We start from the raw sequence: 20891 nt of genomic DNA on the forward strand, positions 1-20891 counted from the left end.
TATATATTATATGCATACTATTGACAAATAAATGAAAATATTTATACTTAATATTGGTCTGAAAGCGTACTTCCAATATTTTTTATTTAAACTAAACAGGCACATAAAATGGAACTTAATAATAAAACTTTAATAGAAAATAATAGCATAAAATTATTTTTTAAATTTGCTATACCAAGCATTTTAGGCATGATTATGGGAAGTGCTGCAGTATTTGTAGATGGCTTTTTTGTGGCACATTTTATATCTGCTAATGCTTTCACTGCAATTAATATAGTTTGGCCAATCACTGCTTTATCATTTGGTATATACGTAATGCTTACAATAGGCTCTATTGCCCTCGCTGGCAAATGCATAGGGGAAAATAATATAAGAAGAGCTAATTTAATATTCACTCAAACATTAATTGTAGTGCTTACAATAGCAACTTTGCCTCTTATAATAGCATATATACTTAGAAAAAATTTACTTCCATTGTTTGGAGCTCATGGAGAAATATATCAATTATCATTAGATTATATTGAGGGCGTATTATTTGCTACATTTTTTTGGGGAATCGCTTATGTACTTAGTCAATTTGTAAGGCTTAATGGCTCACCAAAATTTGCTTCTTTAATGTTTATAATATCTTCTATAGCAAATATGATATTAGACCCTATTTTTATTGTAGTTTTTAAGTTAGGAATATCTGGTGCTGCTTGGGCTACTGCAATATCTCAAATGATTGCATTTATTATGGGGTTGTTATACTTCTTTAAGCCAAATTGTAAATTAAAAATTATAAAAGTTTATGGAGGCTGGATTTATATATTAAAAGCATCATTCAATGGATTTTCAGAGTTTCTAAGTAATTTATCTTCAGGACTCATACCTTGGCTATTTAATATCACAGCATATAATATTTCTGGTAATAACGGCATACTTGTTTATTCCGTTGCTAATTATGCCATCATGTTTTTTATAATGCTTGCATATTCTATTGGTGAAGCATTAGAACCATTAGTAAGCGTTTCATATGGTGCTAAAAATAAAAATAGAATGAAGGATTTTCTAAAAATATCAATATTTTTAATTTCTATTATATCAATACTAATATCAATTATATTATTAATAAATCCAAGTTCATTAGTAAAAATGCTTTTACAAGATGTTGATGTACAAACATTTGAAGAAGCTAATTTTTTTGTAAGAGCATCAATACCTACCTTTATAGGTGTAGGAATAAATATTATAATGAGTGCCTACTACACATCTGTACAAAAGGCAGGAGCTTCAGCAATAGTTGCAGCCTTAAGAAGCACAATACTTCCAATAGTATTAGTATTAACTCTGCCTAATATAATAGGTTTTATAGGTTTAATTTTAGTTCTTCCTATAAGCGAAATAGCAACCTTAATTGTTTCTGTTCTGTTATACAAAAATAGAAAACCGGATATTTTAATTAATTTATAAGATAATATTAAAAAATTCTTTCAAATAACTCAAAATACCATCATTTCATTTATTCAACTTTTTCCCGCCTTCGCGGTGCGGACTTCGTCAAAGTTGCAAAAAGTGCAAGTAACAAGATAACACTAAATATTAATAATTATACTTTATTAAAAAGAAATTATTAAATTTGAGCTAAATTAAGCCTTTTTGCTTCTTATGGCAATATGCATGTATTTATTTATGTATTTACAAACTTTAAATTTTTAATATATACTATCAAACAAATTTATACTGCTTCTAAAGCATTAAGCAAAACATTGCCAAACTCTTTTGCAGATTGCGGCCCATTAGCTGTTATTATATTGCCAGATACTACAACATTCTCCTCTACAATATTAGCATTATTATGCCTAACAGGAGATTCATTTTCTTTTAAACAAGCAACATTAATATTTGCCAATATACCAGCATTAGCCATTATAACAACACCGCTCCCAATACCAGCTACTATTTTTCCATTATCAAGAAATAACTTAGCAAGCCCCTGTGCACGCCAATCGTCCCAAAGCTTTATAGAGCCAACCCCCCCAACAAAAACTATAGCATCAAAATTATCCGTACTCACTTCGCTAAATAAAAACTCTGTATTAACAGTACTGCCCAATTTCCCATGTGCCTCGCCTATTATGCTAGAAGTTAATTTTATATCATATCCTTTAGCTTCTAAAATCTTTTTGCTTTCAAAAAACTCTTCATCTTGAAAATTTTCATTTGCAACCACATATACTACACTTTTAGACATTTTTTAAACATTCTCCTTTTTATTATAGTCCGCAATTTTTATCATAATTCTTCTTGTTTTCTATAGCAATCTTATATGCCTTTACATATTCTTTAGCACTCTTCTCCCAAGAATTATCTATCTTCATCACACGTTTTTGCATAGCTTCAAATTTATCCCTATGATCATAATAAACACTAATAGCCCAGCCAATAGTATTATATAAAGCAGAATTATTAGAATCATAAAACTTAAATCCAGAACCTTCCCCTGTAGCCTCGTTATAATTTTCAACAGTATCTTCAAGCCCTCCAGTAGCATGCACTATAGGAATAGTTCCATATCTTAGAGAATACATCTGATTAAGTCCGCAAGGCTCAAACAAAGAAGGCATTACAAACATATCAGCACCCGCCTCTATTAAATGTGATAATTCATTGCTATAACCAATATAAGAGCCAATTCTTCCAGGATATCTCTTAGGCAAATCACCAAAGAAACTTTCAAAACCTTTATCGCCTGTACCAAGTATACAAAATTGAAACTTCATATTAGCCATTAAAGGCTCAATAACAGAAGCAAGTAAATGATACCCCTTCTGATCAACAAACCTTCCTATAGCTCCAATCAAAGCTACATCATCATCTTCTGCAAGCAAAAATCTCTTTTGTAACTCTATTTTACATATTTTTTTACCTTTCATATCTTTAGAAGAGAAATGTGCCGCTATCATAGTATCTTTTTCTGGCGACCAAACATCTTCATCTATTCCGTTTAATATGCCAAAGAAACTTGTTGTTTTATTATTTAAATAAGGTGCTATTCCATGACCGCCATAAGGAGAAGCTATCTCTCTTGCATAAGTTGGGCTTACTGTTGTAACTAAATCAGAGAAAAATATTCCGCCCTTTAATAAATTAATATTGCCATGGTCCTCAAAAGTATCTGGGCTAAAATTATTCCAACCTAAACCCAAATAATTATAAGTGCTTGCTGCATTATAAATACCCTGATAGTTGGCATTATGTATAGTAAGTACGCTTGCCGCCTTACCTACTTCATCATTCCAATGCCAAGTTTTTATATATGCTGGTATTGCTGCTGTTTGCCAATCATTAGCATGAATTATATCTGGTTTTAAATTTAAATCTTTACATAATTGAAGCACTGCTCTTGAAAAAAATCCAAATCTCCAAGCATTGTCCTGATAATCATTAAAAGCATTATCATGATAAAGCCCTTCTCTGCTAAAGAAATGATGATGCTCTATAAAATAAAAATCTATACCATTATATACTGTCTTAAAAACACTGCACCACTCTTCGCCTGTACCCATCCATACACCCATAGTAGGAAGTACATTTTCTAAATGACAGCCCTTAAAATCAATGTCTCTGTATTTTGGAATAACAACAGAAACCTCTACATCTAACTTTTTTAAATATATTGGTAAAGATCCAGCAACATCTGCTAAACCTCCTGTCTTTATAAAAGGAACAGCCTCTGATGAAGCTATAACTACTCTCATTTTTGACATATTAAAAACTCCTAAATATGTAAATATATTTTAAATATACTACTTTATAAAAAAACTTCAAGCAAAAATAATAATATATTTTTTAGTTATTTAAATAATGTTTAAATAATAATTGTTTTGTAAAATAAAGTCTCACTATTTTAATAGGGATAATTTTTAAAGTAATAGCTGCATTATTAAACTGAATATTTCAATATAAAATAACTATTAAAAATATTAAATTATTTATTTTTTTGCTGTTATATATTATAATAATAAAGATTAAAATAAATTAGGAATATAAAAAATGAAAAAGAAAATAGCTCTTTTGTTATGCTCTACAGGAAATGAAGCTTTTGCAGTTGGAAATGTTATAATAGGTGCTAAAAAATATCTATTTCAAAATTTAAAAGATGAAGAATATGACATTGTATTTTATACAGATAAACTAGAAGCCAATGATGAAAACGCTCTTAAAAAAATTTTCCCAAGAATAATTATTAGAATCTATGAACCTCCATTTAATATTAATGATAATACGGCAGATATAACATATTATTCATTCTTTACTTTTGCCAGATTTGAAATATTTGATATGCTTGATGATTATAAAACAATACTTTATATGGATACTGATATGGTTATACAAAAAGATATATCAAATATTATAAATATAAATGACTGTTTTTCTATAAGTTTTTATAAAAATGGAACTATACCATTGCATTATAAAATGAGAGAATTCACTTTAAATAAAATGAAAGAAAAATATAATATGGATATGATAAGAGCAATGGCTGGACTATTTTTAATTAATGATAATTTTCCAAGATATAAAGAATTAAAAGAATGGTGTTATAAACAAATAAAAATTTATGAATGTAACGATGAAGACATACTAAATATATGCTTACAAGAATTCAATGTAAAGCCAAATGTTTTAAGCGAACATTATAATTGTATGCCTGACTCACCTATTGTAAATGATGCATACATAGTTCATTCTATAGGACCTGCAAAATTCTGGAGAGGAACTTACAATAAATATTGGGAAGAAAATAATAAAATATGGATAGAAGCAGGCGGAAATACAACTTATAATGAAATATATAAAAAAAGAAAAATTATAGACAAAATAGTGTGGCTTATACCAAATTATAATTTAAGAAATAAAGTTAGAGGATTTTTATTAAGAAAAATTGGTCTTTCTGGAAGATAGAAATTATAAACAAAAGAGGTAAATAAAAAAATGCAAGATTATAATATATGTTTATGTGCTGATAATAACTATGCAAAATATATGGGCGTTACTATGGCTTCTATATTAAAAAATACTGACGATGATGAAAATATTATATTTCACATAATAGAACCTAATATTTCTGAAAATACTAAAAACAAACTTTTTTCTTTAAAGAAGATAAAAGATTTTGATATAAAGTTTTACAGAGTAGAAAATAACAAATATGATAATCTAGCTATATGTTTAAGATTATTGATACCAGAATTAATTAATAATGCTGATAAAGTATTGTATTTAGATTCTGATATTATAGTTAATGGAAGTTTAAAAGAATTGTTTTCTGTAGACATTGATAATTATTATGCATTAGTTATAAAAGATTTATATGTAGATATATATAAAGAACACAAAGAATCTATAGGTATTGGAAAAGATAGACAATATTTTAATTCTGGCGTGTTATTATTAAATAATAAACTATGTATAGAGGATAATATGCCAGAAAAATTTTATTCTTTTTTTGAAGAAAACAAAAGCAAACTAAAATTTATAGACCAAGATATATTAAATCATTGTTTTATGGATAAAGCTAAATTTGTATACAGAAAATGGAATTATCTGCCATCAAAAGAGTATAATTTAAAATCTACAGAACCTACAAAAGATGAAGCTGTCATTATTCATTTTGTTGAACATAAACCTTGGAAAGAAAAATGCGGACAGCCGTATTTTTTAGAAGATTATTGGAAATACTATCAGCTTACCCCTTGGTTTTTTGAAGAACCAATAACAGCTATTCAAACTATGATTAAGCAGCAGTTTTATGATTATGATGATATTAGATTTAGAAGTAATCATTTAAAATTATTTGGTGTTTACACAAGCTCTAAAAAATTACAAATTGTTATTTTTGGTATAAGAATCACTATAGATGCTGTTGATTACAGAAATATATCAAAAATAGCATGGTGGATACCTGTAAAAAAATGGCGTGAAGATTTTAAAAATAAATTTAGATAAAATAAGAATATAAATATGATAAAAGTAAGTATAATAATATTAGTTTACAATACTGAACAATATTTAGAAAAATGCTTAAATAGTGTTATCAATCAAACTCTTAAAGAAATTGAAATTATATGCATAGATGATAAAAGCACAGATAACAGCATTAATATAATAAAAGAATTTCAAAAGAAAGATAATAGAATAATACTTATAGAAAGCGAAAAAAATATGGGCATGGGCTATAATAGAGATGTTGGAATAAAACAAGCAAAAGGAGAATATATAGGCTTTGTAGATTCTGATGATTATGTAAATGAAAATTATTTTTATGAATTATATAGTACATCAAAAAAATATAATAGCGATTTAACAAAAACAGAAAATATAGAAACATATAATAAAAATTATGAAATAAAAACAAATTTAAAAAGCCAAAATGAACCCATAGAAGAAGGATTATATGAGTTATCAATCGCTGATTTCATCAATTCAATGAATATTACTAAACCAAATAATAAACCAATAACAACGACTGTATGGAGTAAATTATTAAAAAGAGAATTTATTTTAAAAAACAATATAATGTTTAATTCTATAAGAAATGGTGAAGATTTATGCTTCATATTAACTGTGTTGGCTTTTAATCCTATTATAGCTATAAATAATAAAGCCGTATACAATTGCGTACAAAGAAATAAAGAAGGTACACATATAGTAAATAAAGATTATATAGGAAATATTATAGAAATTTCTAATGAATCTTTAAAAGCTTATTATCAAAACAACAGAAAATATATTGGTTATGTATTTGATATTATTGTATATATGCTGTTTAATACTATAAATAGCTTATATTCAAAGGAAAATATTAAAAAAGAGTATAATAGAATATATAAACTATTCAAAAATATAAACCTAAATAAAAATGATTTAAAAGCATCAAATGCTTATCTAAAAAATGCTTACTTTAAAACATTAGAAAAAAATAATTATAAAACTTTTTATTACTACTTCGTCACTTTGTATAAAACTATAAGAAAATGTACCCCATCTTTCATATTAAAAATACTAAGAAGCAAAAATATTATACCATAACAAATTAATCTAAAATATTGCTCCTGAATTTATCTCTTAATTTTTTATAGACATCTATCAAATTATTTTTTTATTATATAAAGTTAAATTTATATTATTCAGACTATAAAACATAATATTGAAATTCTTTATATTTTTAAGGATAATAATTTATTTTTATTTTCTTCTGTTATTCCGCCGTCTAGTAAATGAAAATATATTTCTTCATCTTCTTTAGAATTTGAAAGTATTGAAGCAATAGTTGTACCCATATATTTTGCATAATTATCATCTGCTGATAAACATATATCCATTCGCATAAAATTATCCTTTATTAAACATCGAAAGCTCTTTTAAAAGCTTCCCTCCACTTCCTTACTGGTATAAACCAAGCTATTTTATTTACATTCTTAAAACTCATTTCTATTCGTATCTTTATAAAAAATATCACTATCTCTAAAGTATTTCTATTATGATAAACACCAAAACATCTTACATCATTTATTTTTAATTTAGCCTCTTCATAATCTCCGTACTTTTGAGCCAATATAGTTTGTATAGCATCTATAGGCCGCTCCAAAAACCAAGGTGTTAATTGATAATATTTCCAAAACTCATCAGCAAAAAAAGAAACATTACATTCTTTTTTCCAAGGTTTTCCTATGCAATGCATAATACTAATATTATTAATATCTGGTCTAAGTTTTCTATAGCACGATTTACTATCCAAAAAATCCCATTTTTTATCTATAAACTTTACTCTATTTTTTAAACAATAATTAAGTATATCCTGATCTTTATAGCTTAATATAGGCATAGTATCTACTGCATTATAAAATTTATCTTCTAAATTATCCTTTATCCAAAGTTTATTATTTATCATTAAAAAACCAGCATTAAAATATTTATCCGTCTTACTAAAACCTATAGGTCCTTTAACTTCATCTATCCTATCCATAACATCTTCTACTACATAAGCATAATAATCTTCCATATCATTTAAAAACAATTCTCTTAAGCTTGAATTAATTATCATATCTCCGTCTAAATATACTATCTTTTCAGCATTAGGAATTAAAGAAGGAATTGACAATCTAAACCAAGTAGAATTAGCCTTCATATTATATTTTGAGATATATTTAAAAATTTCTTCTTTAGGTTCTACAAAACTTATATTACAATCTCTTATTTTTTTTAAAGATAAAAGTTTTTGTTTATTTAAATCATTGATATTTTCTGAAATTATATATATATTAATATTCTCATCATCTTCAGCATTTGAAAGTAATGATGCTATTGCAGTTCCCATATATGGAGCATACCCGTCATTTGAAGCAAAACATACATTTATATCTATCATAACATACCTATAAAATTAAAAATTACTATAAATATTTACATTTTGAAATATATATTATTTTATATAAAAAAACAATAATAAATAAATAAATAAATAATATATATTTATATAATTAAAATTATTATAATATTTTATCTATTCAAATAGTGTTTAAATAATAATTGTTTTGTAGAATAAAGGCTAACTCCTTTAATAGGGCTAATTTTTAAAGTAATGGTTGCTATTTTTATTTTTTTGTTTTTCACAATAAGATATCTCTCACGAACGGAATTAATTATCTCTTCCGACAAACCCAAAATATTTTTCTAAAAAAAGAGGTATACAATTTATTATACAATTGAAAAGACTTTAATTTTTTTAAAGCATTACTATAGTAAAATTTTAAAAATAAATTTGTTGGCCTACAATTATTATCTCTATAAATATGCATAAATAATTCTTTAAAATAATTAAATATATCCTCTGAATAACTATTAACAAAATAAAAAAATAAATGATTAAATAAAAAATTTTTTAAATAATATTCATATCTTAATGCATGCGTATGATAATGCTCTATTAAATATGGAAATAAATCATAAGCCAAGTTTTTAATTATGAAATATATTAAAAATCATAGAGAAGCTAAAACTTCCTCTATACCTTTTAATTTATCTTCAAACTCTTTTTTCTTTCTATTTTCTGTGTCTATCGCTTCTCGTCTAGCTTTACTCATAAAGTTTTCATTAGAAAGTTTTTTGTTTACAGCTTCCAAATCTTTTTTGTAACCTGCTGCTTCTTTTTCTAATCTCTTCTTCTCTGCTTCTAAATCTATTATGCCAACAAGATTAACATTGATTTCACCGCCTTCAAATACTTTTACAAATGAACCCTTGTTTCTTTCACTATCTTTTGAAGAAACTATGTTCAATGATTCTGTAAGTGAAAGTGCTGATATAATATCTTTATAGCTTTCTGAAGTATTTTTGAAATAATCAGAACTGTAGCGAATTATTACATCAAGTTTTTTGTTTGGTGGCAAATTAAATGATGAGCGAGAATTTCTTATTCCAGACACTATGTCTTGAATTAAGTTGAAATCTTTTTCTATATCTTCAAATATGTATTTAGCATTAGATTTTGGGTACTCTCTAATCATCAATGCTTTTGAATCGATATTATGTTTTGGTAAATTAGAATAAATTTCTTCTGTGATAAATGGCATAAATGGGTGAATCATAGCCATTGATTCTTCAAGTACATATAAAAGAACTGCAATAGTTTTTTCTTTTTTGCTTTCATCTTTCAAATCAAATTTACTTATCTCTATATACCAATCACAAAACTCATTCCAATAGAATTTATAAATAGTCTGAGAAGCCTCATCAAATCTATACTCTTTTAATTTATGAGTAGTTGATTCAATAGCTTTTTGAAGCCTTGATAATATCCATTTGTCTTTATTTTCAAGTATATAACTATCTAAATCTTTTATATTAGCATTATCTTCAATGTTTCCAAAAATATATTTAGCACTGTTGTAAATTTTATTAGCAAACTTTCCTCCCATTTTGAAAAGTTCTCTGTCAAGCCAAATATCCTGTCCGCCTAATGAAGTTATAAATGATAAAGTAAATCTAAATGCATCAGCTCCATGTTCATCTATAATTTCTATAGGGTCAATACCGTTTCCTAAACTCTTAGACATTTTTCTTCCGATTTTATCTCTTATAAGTCCGTTAAGATAAACATCTTTGAAAGGTACATCATTCATAAAATGAGTACCTGCCATAATCATTCTAGCAACCCAGAAGAATAATATATCATAACCTGTAACAAGTGCTGTAGTAGGATAGAAATATTCTAATTCCTCATTCTTCTCTGGCCAGCCGAAAGTAGAGAAAGGCCATAACCAAGAAGAAAACCAAGTATCAAGTACATCTTCATCTTGATGAATATTTTTAGATTTACATTTAGTACATTCTGTAATATCAGTTTTTGAAACCATCATCTCGCCGCAGTCATCACAGTACCAAACAGGAATTCTATGCCCCCACCATAATTGTCTGCTTATACACCAATCTCTAATATCAGTCATCCAGTGATTGTAAGTGTTAATCCATCTTTCAGGATATATTTTGGTATTGCCGTCATTAACAGCCTTGTATGCTTTTTCTGCCAAAGGCTTCATTTTTACAAACCATTGGTCACTGTAATAAGGCTCTACAACATTATGACATCTGTAGCAGTGTCCTACTTGATGCTTGATATTATCTTTTCCAACGAATGCTCCTATCTCTTCAAGTTCTTTTATAATTAAATCTCTTGCCTCTTTTACAGTTTTTCCTTGATAATTAGATGGAGTGTTTTCATTAAATGTGCCGTCTGCATTAAGTATATTTATTATTTCTAAATTATGTCTTTGAGCTATAGCAAAGTCATTAGGGTCATGTGCTGGAGTAATTTTTAAAGCTCCTGTACCGAACTCTTTATCAACATAAGTATCTTTTACTAATCTTAATTTTCTGCCTACTATAGGAAGTATTAAAACGTCTTGTTCTGTAAGATGAGCGTATCTTTCATCATCTGGGTGAACAGCAATAGCAACGTCAGCCAAAATAGTTTCAGGTCTTGTAGTAGCTATCTCAATATATTCATCTTTTCCTTCTATTTGGTATTTAACATGATACAAAGCACCAGCAACTTCTTCGTGTTCAACTTCATCATTAGCCAAAGCAGTGCCGCAGCTTGGACAATAGTTAATAAGATATTTTCCTCTATATATTAAACCCTGATTATAAAGCTCAACAAATACCTCTCTAACAGCATTGCTTAAACCTTCGTCAAGAGTAAATCTTTCTCTATCCCAATCGCATGAACAGCCTATTTTCTCTAATTGCTTTACTATTATAGAGTGATGTTCATTAGCTACTTCCCAAGTTTTTTTAACGAATGCCTCTCTTCCTAAATCATGCTTATTTTTGCCTTCAGCTTTTAATCTTCTTTCAACAACATTTTGTGTAGCAATACCCGCATGGTCAGTACCCGGCATCCATAAAGTGCATTTTCCAAGCATTCTATGGAATCTTATAAGTATATCCTGAAGCGTGTTATTGAGACCATGTCCCATATGAAGTACGCCTGTAACATTTGGAGGAGGTATGACTATAGAATATGGTTCTTTATTTTTATCCATAACTGCATGGAAAAATCCGCTTTCTTTCCAGAAATTATATAATTTGTCTTCAATGTTTTTAGGGGTATATGACTCTTCTAAAGTATGTTTCATATTCTTTTTCCTCAATTTTTTATATATTATTTTTTTACATCTAATTTTTTTAATATTTCATTAAATTTATTTATTATATCATTTTTAGAATGATTTTTTAATTCTAAATATTCTATATTTAATTTTGATAATTGTTTTTTATTTTGCTCACTTAAAGTATCTGCAACAAAAATATCAGAATTACGAGCTATAACAGCATCAGCTGATTCTGGATTTCCTTTACCCATCAATTTTACTTCACATCTTAACCATTTATTATCTTTTGTCAAGATTTTAAAATCAACTTCTCTATCAAAATCTAAATTACCATCTTTTTTAAAAACTTCAGAATTAATACTACTCTTTTTTACATTACATAATTCACATAATTTCAACATCAATGGTTTTTCTACTTTTTTACCAATTGAAGACCAAGCACCTCCACGTATGGCTATTTTTTTTGTAGCTAAAGCATTTATTACTAATAAACTTTCAGCTAATGATAATTCTATAGATACATTATTATATGTGATTTTTATCTGTACATATAATGCCTCATTATCATCTATACTTAATTCATCTATTAAAGATGTAAGATAGTCAAAATTTGATTTTGATACATCTAATACAATTTCTTTTGTTGCACTTCCATGTATATTATTTATAGTTTTTTTATTCATACCAGCATAAATAGCTATATCTTCAGTTTTCAAATCATCTCTAACTATAAAATATTTTTTATACCATTCTAAATCAATTGAATTACTATTTAATTTTGCTTCAACTATATCTTTAAAAAACTTTATAGAAAAATCAAAAAATTTGGCATTTATAGCATTTATTATTTCACTACGATAATCATCTCCATTAATAAGTTTTTCTACAGTATCATTTATTATTCTATCTTCAAATTTCATCATAAAAACCTTTATCTAATATAATATCATAATATTTTTTATTTATTTCACATAGTATTGGTAATCTTTCCATTTCTAAAGCAACTTTACCAAAAGTACCTATACCAGCAAATGGATCCAATACCGTGTCATATTTAAAAGAATAATATGTTAAAATTTTTCTACATAATTCTTCTGGAAAAACTGCAGGATGTACTTTACTTGATTTTGGAGATATATACCAACAATTTGATGTATCAATAGGAATATTTTTATCATTTGCTAATGATTTACTATATTTTTTTATATTTTTATCCAATAAAAAATTAGAATTCTTGCGATATACCATAATACTTTCATTTATACAATTTGGCTTATAAGATAAAGGCATTCTAGTTTGTTGATAACCTCCATTTCTATTTTTTACTGTAACTTCTGGTTTTATCCACTGTATTTCATCAACAAAATAAAAATTTGATTTTAATAATAAATTATGAAAATCAAAATGTATAGGATATCTAATACTTTCAAATTCTCTACCAACTCTTTTTGTTATAACAGGAGAAATATTAATTATTATAAATCTTCCGTCTTCTAAAACTCTATTACATTCCTTTAATGTTAAAAACATTTTATTTAAATATTCTTTATATGATTTATAATTTGAATATTCTCTAGCATTATAATATGGTGGTGATGTAAATATGAGCTGTACTTCACCATCTGGAATTTTTTTTATAGTATCTATATTATCTCCACATAACAAAGTAGGCTTAGTTATTGCTTTAATTCTATTTGTATTAGATGCTGAAGATTTACTTTTATATTTATAATATTCTTTCATTTTTATTAAAACTTCATTATCAAAATAATTATAAATATCATCTCCTAATTTACGAAAACTATAATTATTTTTTTGTTTATATAAACATGTACGATACATCTGATATACCAATTCCATAATATTGCATGAATATACATTATTTTTTATAAAGTTTAAAATTTTTTCATCGTTTTTCTGTCTACCTATAGAAGATACTATTTCTCTTCTTAATTCTATATTATAGTTAGAAGAATTAAACATTGATATTAATAAATCTAAATTTTCTTCTGATTTTTTTAAACCTAATTCTTTAATATCTGATAATGTATATTTATTTTTTATTATACTGATATTATTAACCATAATTACCTTTAATTTTTTAATTATAATATTTTATACTATATATAATATTTTTCAATTATTAATTTTTTTATGTGTTTTATTGAATTTATCTTGATATTTAAATAAAAATATAATCTTAAAAAAATTGGTATATATATGTAATTATTTGAATTATTATAAAAACTTGCTATACTAATTATATAATAAATAATTACAAAAAGAGGATAGCATTATGCTTAAAAAAATATTTATACTTGTTATTATTACAGCTATGATGTTAATATCATGTAATAATAAAACAGAAACAGCTTCATCAACAGAACTTCCTGTAATAGATGAAAATACTGAAACAGAATTAGAAGTGTGGGGCTGGAATGTTGCTGCTCGTGCTTTGACAGAGATGGCAGATATATTTATGCAAAAGTATCCAAAGATAAAAGTAACAGTTCAAGAGTTTGGAGGGGTACAAGCTTATGAAAAATATGGAGTTGTGTTAGCATCAGGGAAAGAAATACCAGATATAATGCAAATAGAAAGTGATTATGTTCAAACTTATACTGAAACATATCCTCAAAGATTTATGGATTTAAAAAATTATATAGATATAGAAGGTAAAGTAGACCCTTCAAAACTTTCTACTAGCTACGATAGTGAAAGAAGATTGGTTTCTATACCTTGGGATTCAGGTCCTGTGGTAATGTTTTATAGAGAAGATATGTTTAAAGAAGCAGGAATTGATCCTAACTCTATAGTAACTTATGATGATTTTATTAAGGCAGGAAAACAGTTGCAAGAAAAATTTCCTAATGTAAAAATGACAGGTTTCCCATACAGCAGAGATGATAATTTGTGGAGATGTTTACTAGTTCAAAATGAAGTATATTTTTTAAATGCTCAAGGAGAAATTACTATTTCATCTGATAAAGCTATAGAAAGCATATCTATGCTAAAAAGATTTATAGATGAAGGCATAGCAATGAATACAGTAAATTGGGATAGTTCTATAATGGCAAACAAAAATGGAGATATAGCTTCATATATAATAGGCGGCTGGTGGGGAGGCACTATAAAAGATCAGATGCCTGAGATGAAAGGTAAATGGAAAATTATGCCTATGCCAGCATACACTGCTGGAGGAGTGAGAGCTTCTTCTTTGGGTGGTTCTGATTTAACTATTACTGCTACTGACCCTGTTAAACAAGCTGCTGCAATTGAATTTGTTAAGCAAACTTTATTGAACGTTGATAATCAAATTATAATGTATGAGAAATATGGTTTATTTCCATCATATTTGCCTGCTTATGATGACCCAAGATTTTTGAAGTCTGATGATTATTTCGGAGATGAATATAATAGTATTTTAGCAAATGTTACAAAAGAAATACCTCAGGTAATATATACTACTAAAGATTATGCGGAAATTAGAAGTGTTTCTATGAGCACTTATGAAGAGGTATTAAATAATAATGCTGATATAAAACAAGCATTAGAAAGTGCTGCAAATCAAATAAGCAGTTCTACAGGAAGAAAAATAGCGAAATAAGAATATATTAATTTGCAGTATATTTATTTTATATTTATACTGCTGTAAAGAATTTATAGATATATAGTTTTATATTAGAAAAATAATTATTAATTAATTTTATTTTCAAATTGCTTTTTATATAAAAGTTGATTATAATAAATATTATTAAATAAATATTAGGAGAATCGCTATGACTAAAAACTTTTTTTGTAGTTTTTTGTTAGTATTGTTTGTGGTTTTTATGACTGCTTGTTCTGGCAATAAAGGTGCAGATCAAACAAGTTCTAAACTTCCGACAATAGATGCTAATACAGAAACAGAAATAACAGTGTGGGCTTGGAATGTTGCTGCTAAAGCTTTAATGGAAACAGCAAAAGTGTTCAATGAGAAATATCCAAAAATTAAAGTAAATGTACAAGAATTTGGATTAGCTCAAAATGTATACGAAAGATATGGTGTAATATTGTCTTCAGGAAATGGAGTACCTGATGTAATTCAGATAGAAAGCGATTATATACAAACTTTTTCTGAAGCTTATCCTCAATATTTTTTTGATATGAAAGATTATATAACTATTGATGGAGTAGTGGACCCTTCTAAAATTGCTTCAAGTTATGACAGCACAGGTAAATTAGTATCTATACCTTGGGATTCTGGTCCTGTAGTTATGTTTTATAGAGTAGATTTGTTTAAAGAGGCAGGAATTGATCCTAATTCTATTGTAACTTTTGAGGATTATATTGCAGCAGGCAAGAAGCTTCAGGAAAAATTTCCTAATGTTTATATGACAGGTCTTCCTTTTACTCAAGATGAGAATTTATTCAGATCATTATTAATAGCTAATAAATCATATTATTTGAATGATAAGGGAGAAATAACTGTTTCATCTCAAAAAGCTATAGAAACTCTTGAAATGATAAAAAGACTTATAGATGAAGGCGTTGCTAAGAATGTAGTTAACTGGGATGGTTCTATAGTTGCTAATAAAAACGGAGAAGTTGCTTCATACATAATAGGCGGCTGGTGGGGCGGTACTATAAAAGACCAAATGCCTGAAATGAAAGGTAAATGGGGAGTTATGCCTATACCTGCTCTTAATAAAGATGCTGCTAGAGCTTCTTCATCTGGAGGTGCTGGGCTTTCTATAACTGCTACTGATCCTATCAAACAGGCTGCTGCTTTAGGGTTTATAAAAGAGAGTTTAATGAATGTGGATAATCAAATTATGATGTATGAAAAATTTAGTTTATTCCCTTCTTATCTTCCTGCTTATGATGATGAAAGATTCTTAAAAGCTGATGATTATTTCGGAGATAATTTTAATAAAACATTGGCTGATGTAACTAAGCAAATACCTAATGTTATATATAATTCTGATGACTTTGCTGAAGTAAGAAATACAGTTGTAAGCGTTTATGAAGATGTTATAAATAACAATAAGGATATAGCTTCTTCATTACAAGATGCAGCAAATCAAATAAGCAGTTCTACAGGAAGAAAAATAGCGAAATAAGAATATATTAATTTGCAGTATATTTATTTTATATTTATACTGCTGTAAAGAATTTATAGATATATAGTTTTATATTAGAAAAATAATTATTAATTAATTTTATTTTCAAATTGCTTTTTATATAAAAGTTGATTATAATAAATATTATTAAATAAATATTAGGAGAATCGCTATGACTAAAAACTTTTTTTGTAGTTTTTTGTTAGTATTGTTTGTGGTTTTTATGACTGCTTGTTCTGGCAATAAAGGTGCAGATCAAACAAGTTCTAAACTTCCGACAATAGATGCTAATACAGAAACAGAAATAACAGTGTGGGCTTGGAATGTTGCTGCTAAAGCTTTAATGGAAACAGCAAAAGTGTTCAATGAGAAATATCCAAAAATTAAAGTAAATGTACAAGAATTTGGATTAGCTCAAAATGTATACGAAAGATATGGTGTAATATTGTCTTCAGGAAATGGAGTACCTGATGTAATTCAGATAGAAAGCGATTATATACAAACTTTTTCTGAAGCTTATCCTCAATATTTTTTTGATATGAAAGATTATATAACTATTGATGGAGTAGTGGACCCTTCTAAAATTGCTTCAAGTTATGACAGCACAGGTAAATTAGTATCTATACCTTGGGATTCTGGTCCTGTAGTTATGTTTTATAGAGTAGATTTGTTTAAAGAGGCAGGAATTGATCCTAATTCTATTGTAACTTTTGAGGATTATATTGCAGCAGGCAAGAAGCTTCAGGAAAAATTTCCTAATGTTTATATGACAGGTCTTCCTTTTACTCAAGATGAGAATTTATTCAGATCATTATTAATAGCTAATAAATCATATTATTTGAATGATAAGGGAGAAATAACTGTTTCATCTCAAAAAGCTATAGAAACTCTTGAAATGATAAAAAGACTTATAGATGAAGGCGTTGCTAAGAATGTAGTTAACTGGGATGGTTCTATAGTTGCTAATAAAAACGGAGAAGTTGCTTCATACATAATAGGCGGCTGGTGGGGCGGTACTATAAAAGACCAAATGCCTGAAATGAAAGGTAAATGGGGAGTTATGCCTATACCTGCTCTTAATAAAGATGCTGCTAGAGCTTCTTCATCTGGAGGTGCTGGGCTTTCTATAACTGCTACTGATCCTATCAAACAGGCTGCTGCTTTAGGGTTTATAAAAGAGAGTTTAATGAATGTGGATAATCAAATTATGATGTATGAAAAATTTAGTTTATTCCCTTCTTATCTTCCTGCTTATGATGATGAAAGATTCTTAAAAGCTGATGATTATTTCGGAGATAATTTTAATAAAACATTGGCTGATGTAACTAAGCAAATACCTAATGTTATATATAATTCTGATGACTTTGCTGAAGTAAGAAATACAGTTGTAAGCGTTTATGAAGATGTTATAAATAACAATAAGGATATAGCTTCTTCATTACAAGATGCAGCAAATCAAATAAGCTCTGCTACAGGAAGAACAATAGCTAAATAATTTTTATAGTTTATTAATAGTTTATTCAGAAAAAAATAGCCTTAAAAGTGTTATTATACTTTTAAGGCTTTTATTATATAAAATATTTTAAAATCAATCTCTAAGTTTAAAACTGCAAATTATAAATACTAAAAAAGTATAAATAAATCTGCTGCTAATTTTATTATAATTTTTATTTTCAAAACTAAGATTAATTTCTATCATATCATCATATTCTGTATCTTCGTCAATATCTGCAGACATTGAGAAAATATCATCATCATTTGATTGGAATATATATGTTATACTATCTCCAAACTTATCATGAGTATACATCTCATATCTTTTTGCAAAATCCTTAAAAGCTCCGTAAGTTCCTTCTATGCTTGATAATTTTTTTATTTCTTTTTGCAAGTTCTTCTTATCTAATTTAACTAATGTTAATTGCTCTAAAGGCTGTGATAATTTATAACATGCAAGGTGCTTTATCCATTTGTCTATAGTTTCATCACTCATTTCTACAGGACTTGCTAAACCAACAAAACTATCAGCATCAATTTTTATTTCTTTATTTTCAGAATCTAAATATTTACCTTCTCCTAAATATCTAAAAGTTGTTATAATTTTTTTGTCTTTATCATATAAGTTCCATATTAAAGTTGAGACAAATTTGTTCATTAAAATATTATCAATAAAATATTCTCTAAATAAATCATAATTATATATTTCGCCGTCTATTAATATAATGCTTAAAAGATAAGAATTTGCTCTCATAAGCTTATGTATTTCTTTTTCTAAATATTTTATTTCTTCTTTTAATTCTTCATTAAAATTTTTAGGTATGCTTTTCAATGTTTTATTATTTTTTATATCAAATAAACTTAAAGAATAATCACTATTTAAAATTAATTTATAATCTTTATTGAACTCTCTTTCACCTTTAGAATTAAATCCAAAATTTGCCATACACTTTAATTTAAACTCGCTATAGCTAATATTCATTTTTTCAAGCACTTCATCAATAATTTTAGAAGCCTCTTTTTTTATATCTCTTTTCTTTGTAGTAGTATATATTTCATATAACAATTTTAGAGCATATTTACTTTCTATATTGAGTTTTATTAGTGAAAGAAAAAAACTTGAATCAATCTTTAATTCATATATATCTTTTAAAGCTTCATCTCCTCCATATATTCCATAAATTAAACAAGCAGCATCTCCTTTGTTTTCTAAATAAAACTCTTTAATTTGTTTTACGAATGTTTCCATATCAAGCAAGTTCACTATATCATCAATTCTTTTTAGCCTTATAATATTACTCAAAGATAAATACTCTGAATATATATACTTTATAACTTTAATATTTACTTCTCTTGATTTGTCTTTTACAAGTACATGGCATTCTTTTATGAATTTAAGTCTCTTATCTTCTTTGTAATTATTTTTTATATAATTTTCTGCATCTTCTATAGTATTAAAATTATCTTCAGAAATTGAAAGCTCTTCTCTAAAATCGCTTTCAATTTTTTTCTCAATCTTACAATTTTTTTATTTTTATCTTTAAGTATTAAATTATATATTTCTTTTGCATTATTATTTGTTATAGTTATATAATTTTCTTTAGGATAAAAAACTTGCATATATACTTTAAGTCTTGTATGTAATTTATCCTCATCATCGCAAAAAGTACCAACTTCCTGCAAATTATCTAAATTCCAATTTTCTAAAGATTCATAACAATCATACTTATAAGCAAATCTAAATAGTCCCGCTGCAGTTATTAATTTTTGTGTATTCCATTTATCAAGAGGCTGATTAAAACTTTGTGCCATATAAAACATCATATCCATATTTTCTACATTAGATACATTCCAACTATTTAAAGGCTGATTAAATTTCATGCATGAGAAAAATGTCTTTTCCATATTTATAACATTAGAAGTGTTCCATTTATCAAAAGGCTGATTTAATTTTTCGCATTGCCTAAACAAAGAATCCATATTCGTAACATTAGAAACGTCCCAATCATTAATATTCTGATTAAAAGCATCACAATATGCAAACATACTTGATAAATCTTTAACTTTATTTATATTCCAAGTATTTAAAGGCTGATTAAATCTTTTTGCCTTAATAAACATATTAGACATATCTTCAACATTAGAAGTATCCCATTTATCCAAAGGCTGATTAAAAAATTCACATTCCTGAAACATTCCCCTCATATTTTTTACTTTTGATGTGTTCCAGCTATTTAAAGGCTGATTAAACTCTTTGGCACCGCAAAACATAAATGACATGTATTCAACATTAGAAACGTCCCAATTATCCAAAGGCTGATCAAAATTAGAACAATAAGCAAACATATTATTCATACTTCTTACTTTAGATACATTCTAATTACTTAAATCCTGATCAAAATCTATAGATGAGTATCTTACAAGCATATTATAACCCATATATGCAAACATCATATCCATATTTGTAACATTAGATACGTCCCAATCTTCTATGCCTTCAAAATCTTTTCTTTTACTTTCATAAAAAAGTTTACTCATATCTGTAATAAGACTTGTATCAACACAATTAAGTTTTATACCATCAGTAAATACCAATTTTTTTAATTCTGTTTTTGTTGTTGGTTTATATTTTTTCATA

At 26.8% G+C, this 20891-nt stretch carries 14 protein-coding genes and 2 pseudogenes; 7 read left to right on the plus strand and 9 right to left on the minus strand.

Annotated features, from left to right (window positions below; translation table 11 throughout):
• Nucleotides 1–108 precede the first annotated feature (108 nt).
• Entirely contained in the window at nucleotides 109–1452 is a 1344-nt protein-coding gene (locus tag EPJ72_RS03655; RefSeq protein ID WP_147730888.1) for an MATE family efflux transporter, read from the plus strand.
• 265 nt (nucleotides 1453–1717) lie between these two features.
• Here the strand turns inward: EPJ72_RS03655 and EPJ72_RS03660 are convergent, their stop codons facing one another.
• Entirely contained in the window at nucleotides 1718–2233 is a 516-nt protein-coding gene (locus EPJ72_RS03660) for a DJ-1/PfpI family protein (protein WP_147730889.1), read from the minus strand.
• A 22-nt stretch (nucleotides 2234–2255) separates the two neighbouring features.
• Nucleotides 2256–3749 carry a glycogen synthase GlgA gene (gene glgA, locus EPJ72_RS03665; RefSeq protein WP_147730890.1) on the minus strand — a complete coding sequence of 498 codons (1494 nt, stop codon included), beginning with the start codon at nucleotides 3747–3749 and terminating at the stop codon, nucleotides 2256–2258.
• A gap of 286 nt (nucleotides 3750–4035) precedes the next feature.
• On the opposite strand from glgA, the gene EPJ72_RS03675 reads away from it, so the two are divergent.
• From EPJ72_RS03675 to EPJ72_RS03685, 3 genes are read left to right on the plus strand one after another with little or no spacing between them, the layout of a single operon-like run.
• The gene (locus tag EPJ72_RS03675) at nucleotides 4036–4947 is read left to right on the plus strand and encodes a glycosyltransferase (protein ID WP_147730891.1); all 912 of its coding nucleotides are present in this window, start codon (nucleotides 4036–4038) and stop codon (nucleotides 4945–4947) included.
• Nucleotides 4948–4977: 30 nt separating this feature from the next.
• A complete protein-coding gene (locus EPJ72_RS03680) occupies nucleotides 4978–5991 on the plus strand; it encodes a glycosyltransferase family 8 protein (RefSeq protein ID WP_147730892.1) in 1014 nt (337 codons plus the stop codon).
• Nucleotides 5992–6006: 15 nt separating this feature from the next.
• Nucleotides 6007–7074, plus strand: coding sequence for a glycosyltransferase family 2 protein (locus tag EPJ72_RS03685; RefSeq protein WP_147730893.1), 1068 nt, complete (start codon nucleotides 6007–6009; stop codon nucleotides 7072–7074).
• 128 nt (nucleotides 7075–7202) lie between these two features.
• On the opposite strand, the gene EPJ72_RS03690 is transcribed toward EPJ72_RS03685, so the two are convergent.
• The 6 genes and pseudogenes from EPJ72_RS03690 to EPJ72_RS03715 form a co-directional block, all read right to left on the minus strand.
• Nucleotides 7203–7373 (minus strand): glycosyltransferase, encoded by a 171-nt coding sequence (locus EPJ72_RS03690; RefSeq protein WP_199749261.1) that lies wholly within the window; start codon nucleotides 7371–7373, stop codon nucleotides 7203–7205.
• Nucleotides 7374–7387: 14 nt separating this feature from the next.
• On the minus strand, nucleotides 7388–8413 hold the full coding sequence (locus EPJ72_RS03695; protein WP_147730894.1) for a glycosyltransferase family 8 protein: 1026 nt from the start codon (nucleotides 8411–8413) through the stop codon (nucleotides 7388–7390).
• A 131-nt stretch (nucleotides 8414–8544) separates the two neighbouring features.
• Nucleotides 8545–8715: pseudogene (locus EPJ72_RS13595) on the minus strand (uracil-DNA glycosylase family protein); the annotation flags it as partial.
• 311 nt (nucleotides 8716–9026) lie between these two features.
• Nucleotides 9027–11681 carry a valine--tRNA ligase gene (locus tag EPJ72_RS03705; RefSeq protein ID WP_147730895.1) on the minus strand — a complete coding sequence of 885 codons (2655 nt, stop codon included), beginning with the start codon at nucleotides 11679–11681 and terminating at the stop codon, nucleotides 9027–9029.
• 26 nt (nucleotides 11682–11707) lie between these two features.
• The gene (locus tag EPJ72_RS03710; protein WP_147730926.1) at nucleotides 11708–12577 is read right to left on the minus strand and encodes a CfrBI family restriction endonuclease; all 870 of its coding nucleotides are present in this window, start codon (nucleotides 12575–12577) and stop codon (nucleotides 11708–11710) included.
• On the minus strand, nucleotides 12567–13742 hold the full coding sequence (locus tag EPJ72_RS03715; RefSeq protein WP_147730896.1) for a DNA-methyltransferase: 1176 nt from the start codon (nucleotides 13740–13742) through the stop codon (nucleotides 12567–12569). Before EPJ72_RS03715 ends, EPJ72_RS03710 begins: the two co-directional genes overlap by 11 nt.
• A 211-nt stretch (nucleotides 13743–13953) precedes the next feature.
• Here EPJ72_RS03715 and EPJ72_RS03720 point away from each other — a divergent pair, with 211 nt between their 5' ends.
• The 3 genes from EPJ72_RS03720 to EPJ72_RS03730 all read left to right on the plus strand — a co-directional run bounded on the left by EPJ72_RS03720 (nucleotide 13954) and on the right by EPJ72_RS03730 (nucleotide 18254).
• Complete coding sequence (locus tag EPJ72_RS03720; protein ID WP_147730897.1) at nucleotides 13954–15264, plus strand: ABC transporter substrate-binding protein; 1311 nt, start codon at nucleotides 13954–13956, stop codon at nucleotides 15262–15264.
• A 172-nt stretch (nucleotides 15265–15436) separates the two neighbouring features.
• Nucleotides 15437–16759: an ABC transporter substrate-binding protein gene (locus EPJ72_RS03725; protein ID WP_147730898.1), complete on the plus strand. Its 1323-nt coding sequence runs from the start codon at nucleotides 15437–15439 to the stop codon at nucleotides 16757–16759.
• A 172-nt stretch (nucleotides 16760–16931) separates the two neighbouring features.
• Nucleotides 16932–18254: an ABC transporter substrate-binding protein gene (locus EPJ72_RS03730; protein WP_147730899.1), complete on the plus strand. Its 1323-nt coding sequence runs from the start codon at nucleotides 16932–16934 to the stop codon at nucleotides 18252–18254.
• A gap of 93 nt (nucleotides 18255–18347) precedes the next feature.
• Here the strand turns inward: EPJ72_RS03730 and EPJ72_RS03735 are convergent.
• A pseudogene (locus EPJ72_RS03735) lies at nucleotides 18348–20890 on the minus strand (BspA family leucine-rich repeat surface protein).
• Nucleotide 20891 lies beyond the last annotated feature (1 nt).

Source organism: Brachyspira pilosicoli, from assembly GCF_008016535.1.
Taxonomy (GTDB): Bacteria; Spirochaetota; Brachyspiria; order Brachyspirales; family Brachyspiraceae; genus Brachyspira; species Brachyspira pilosicoli_A.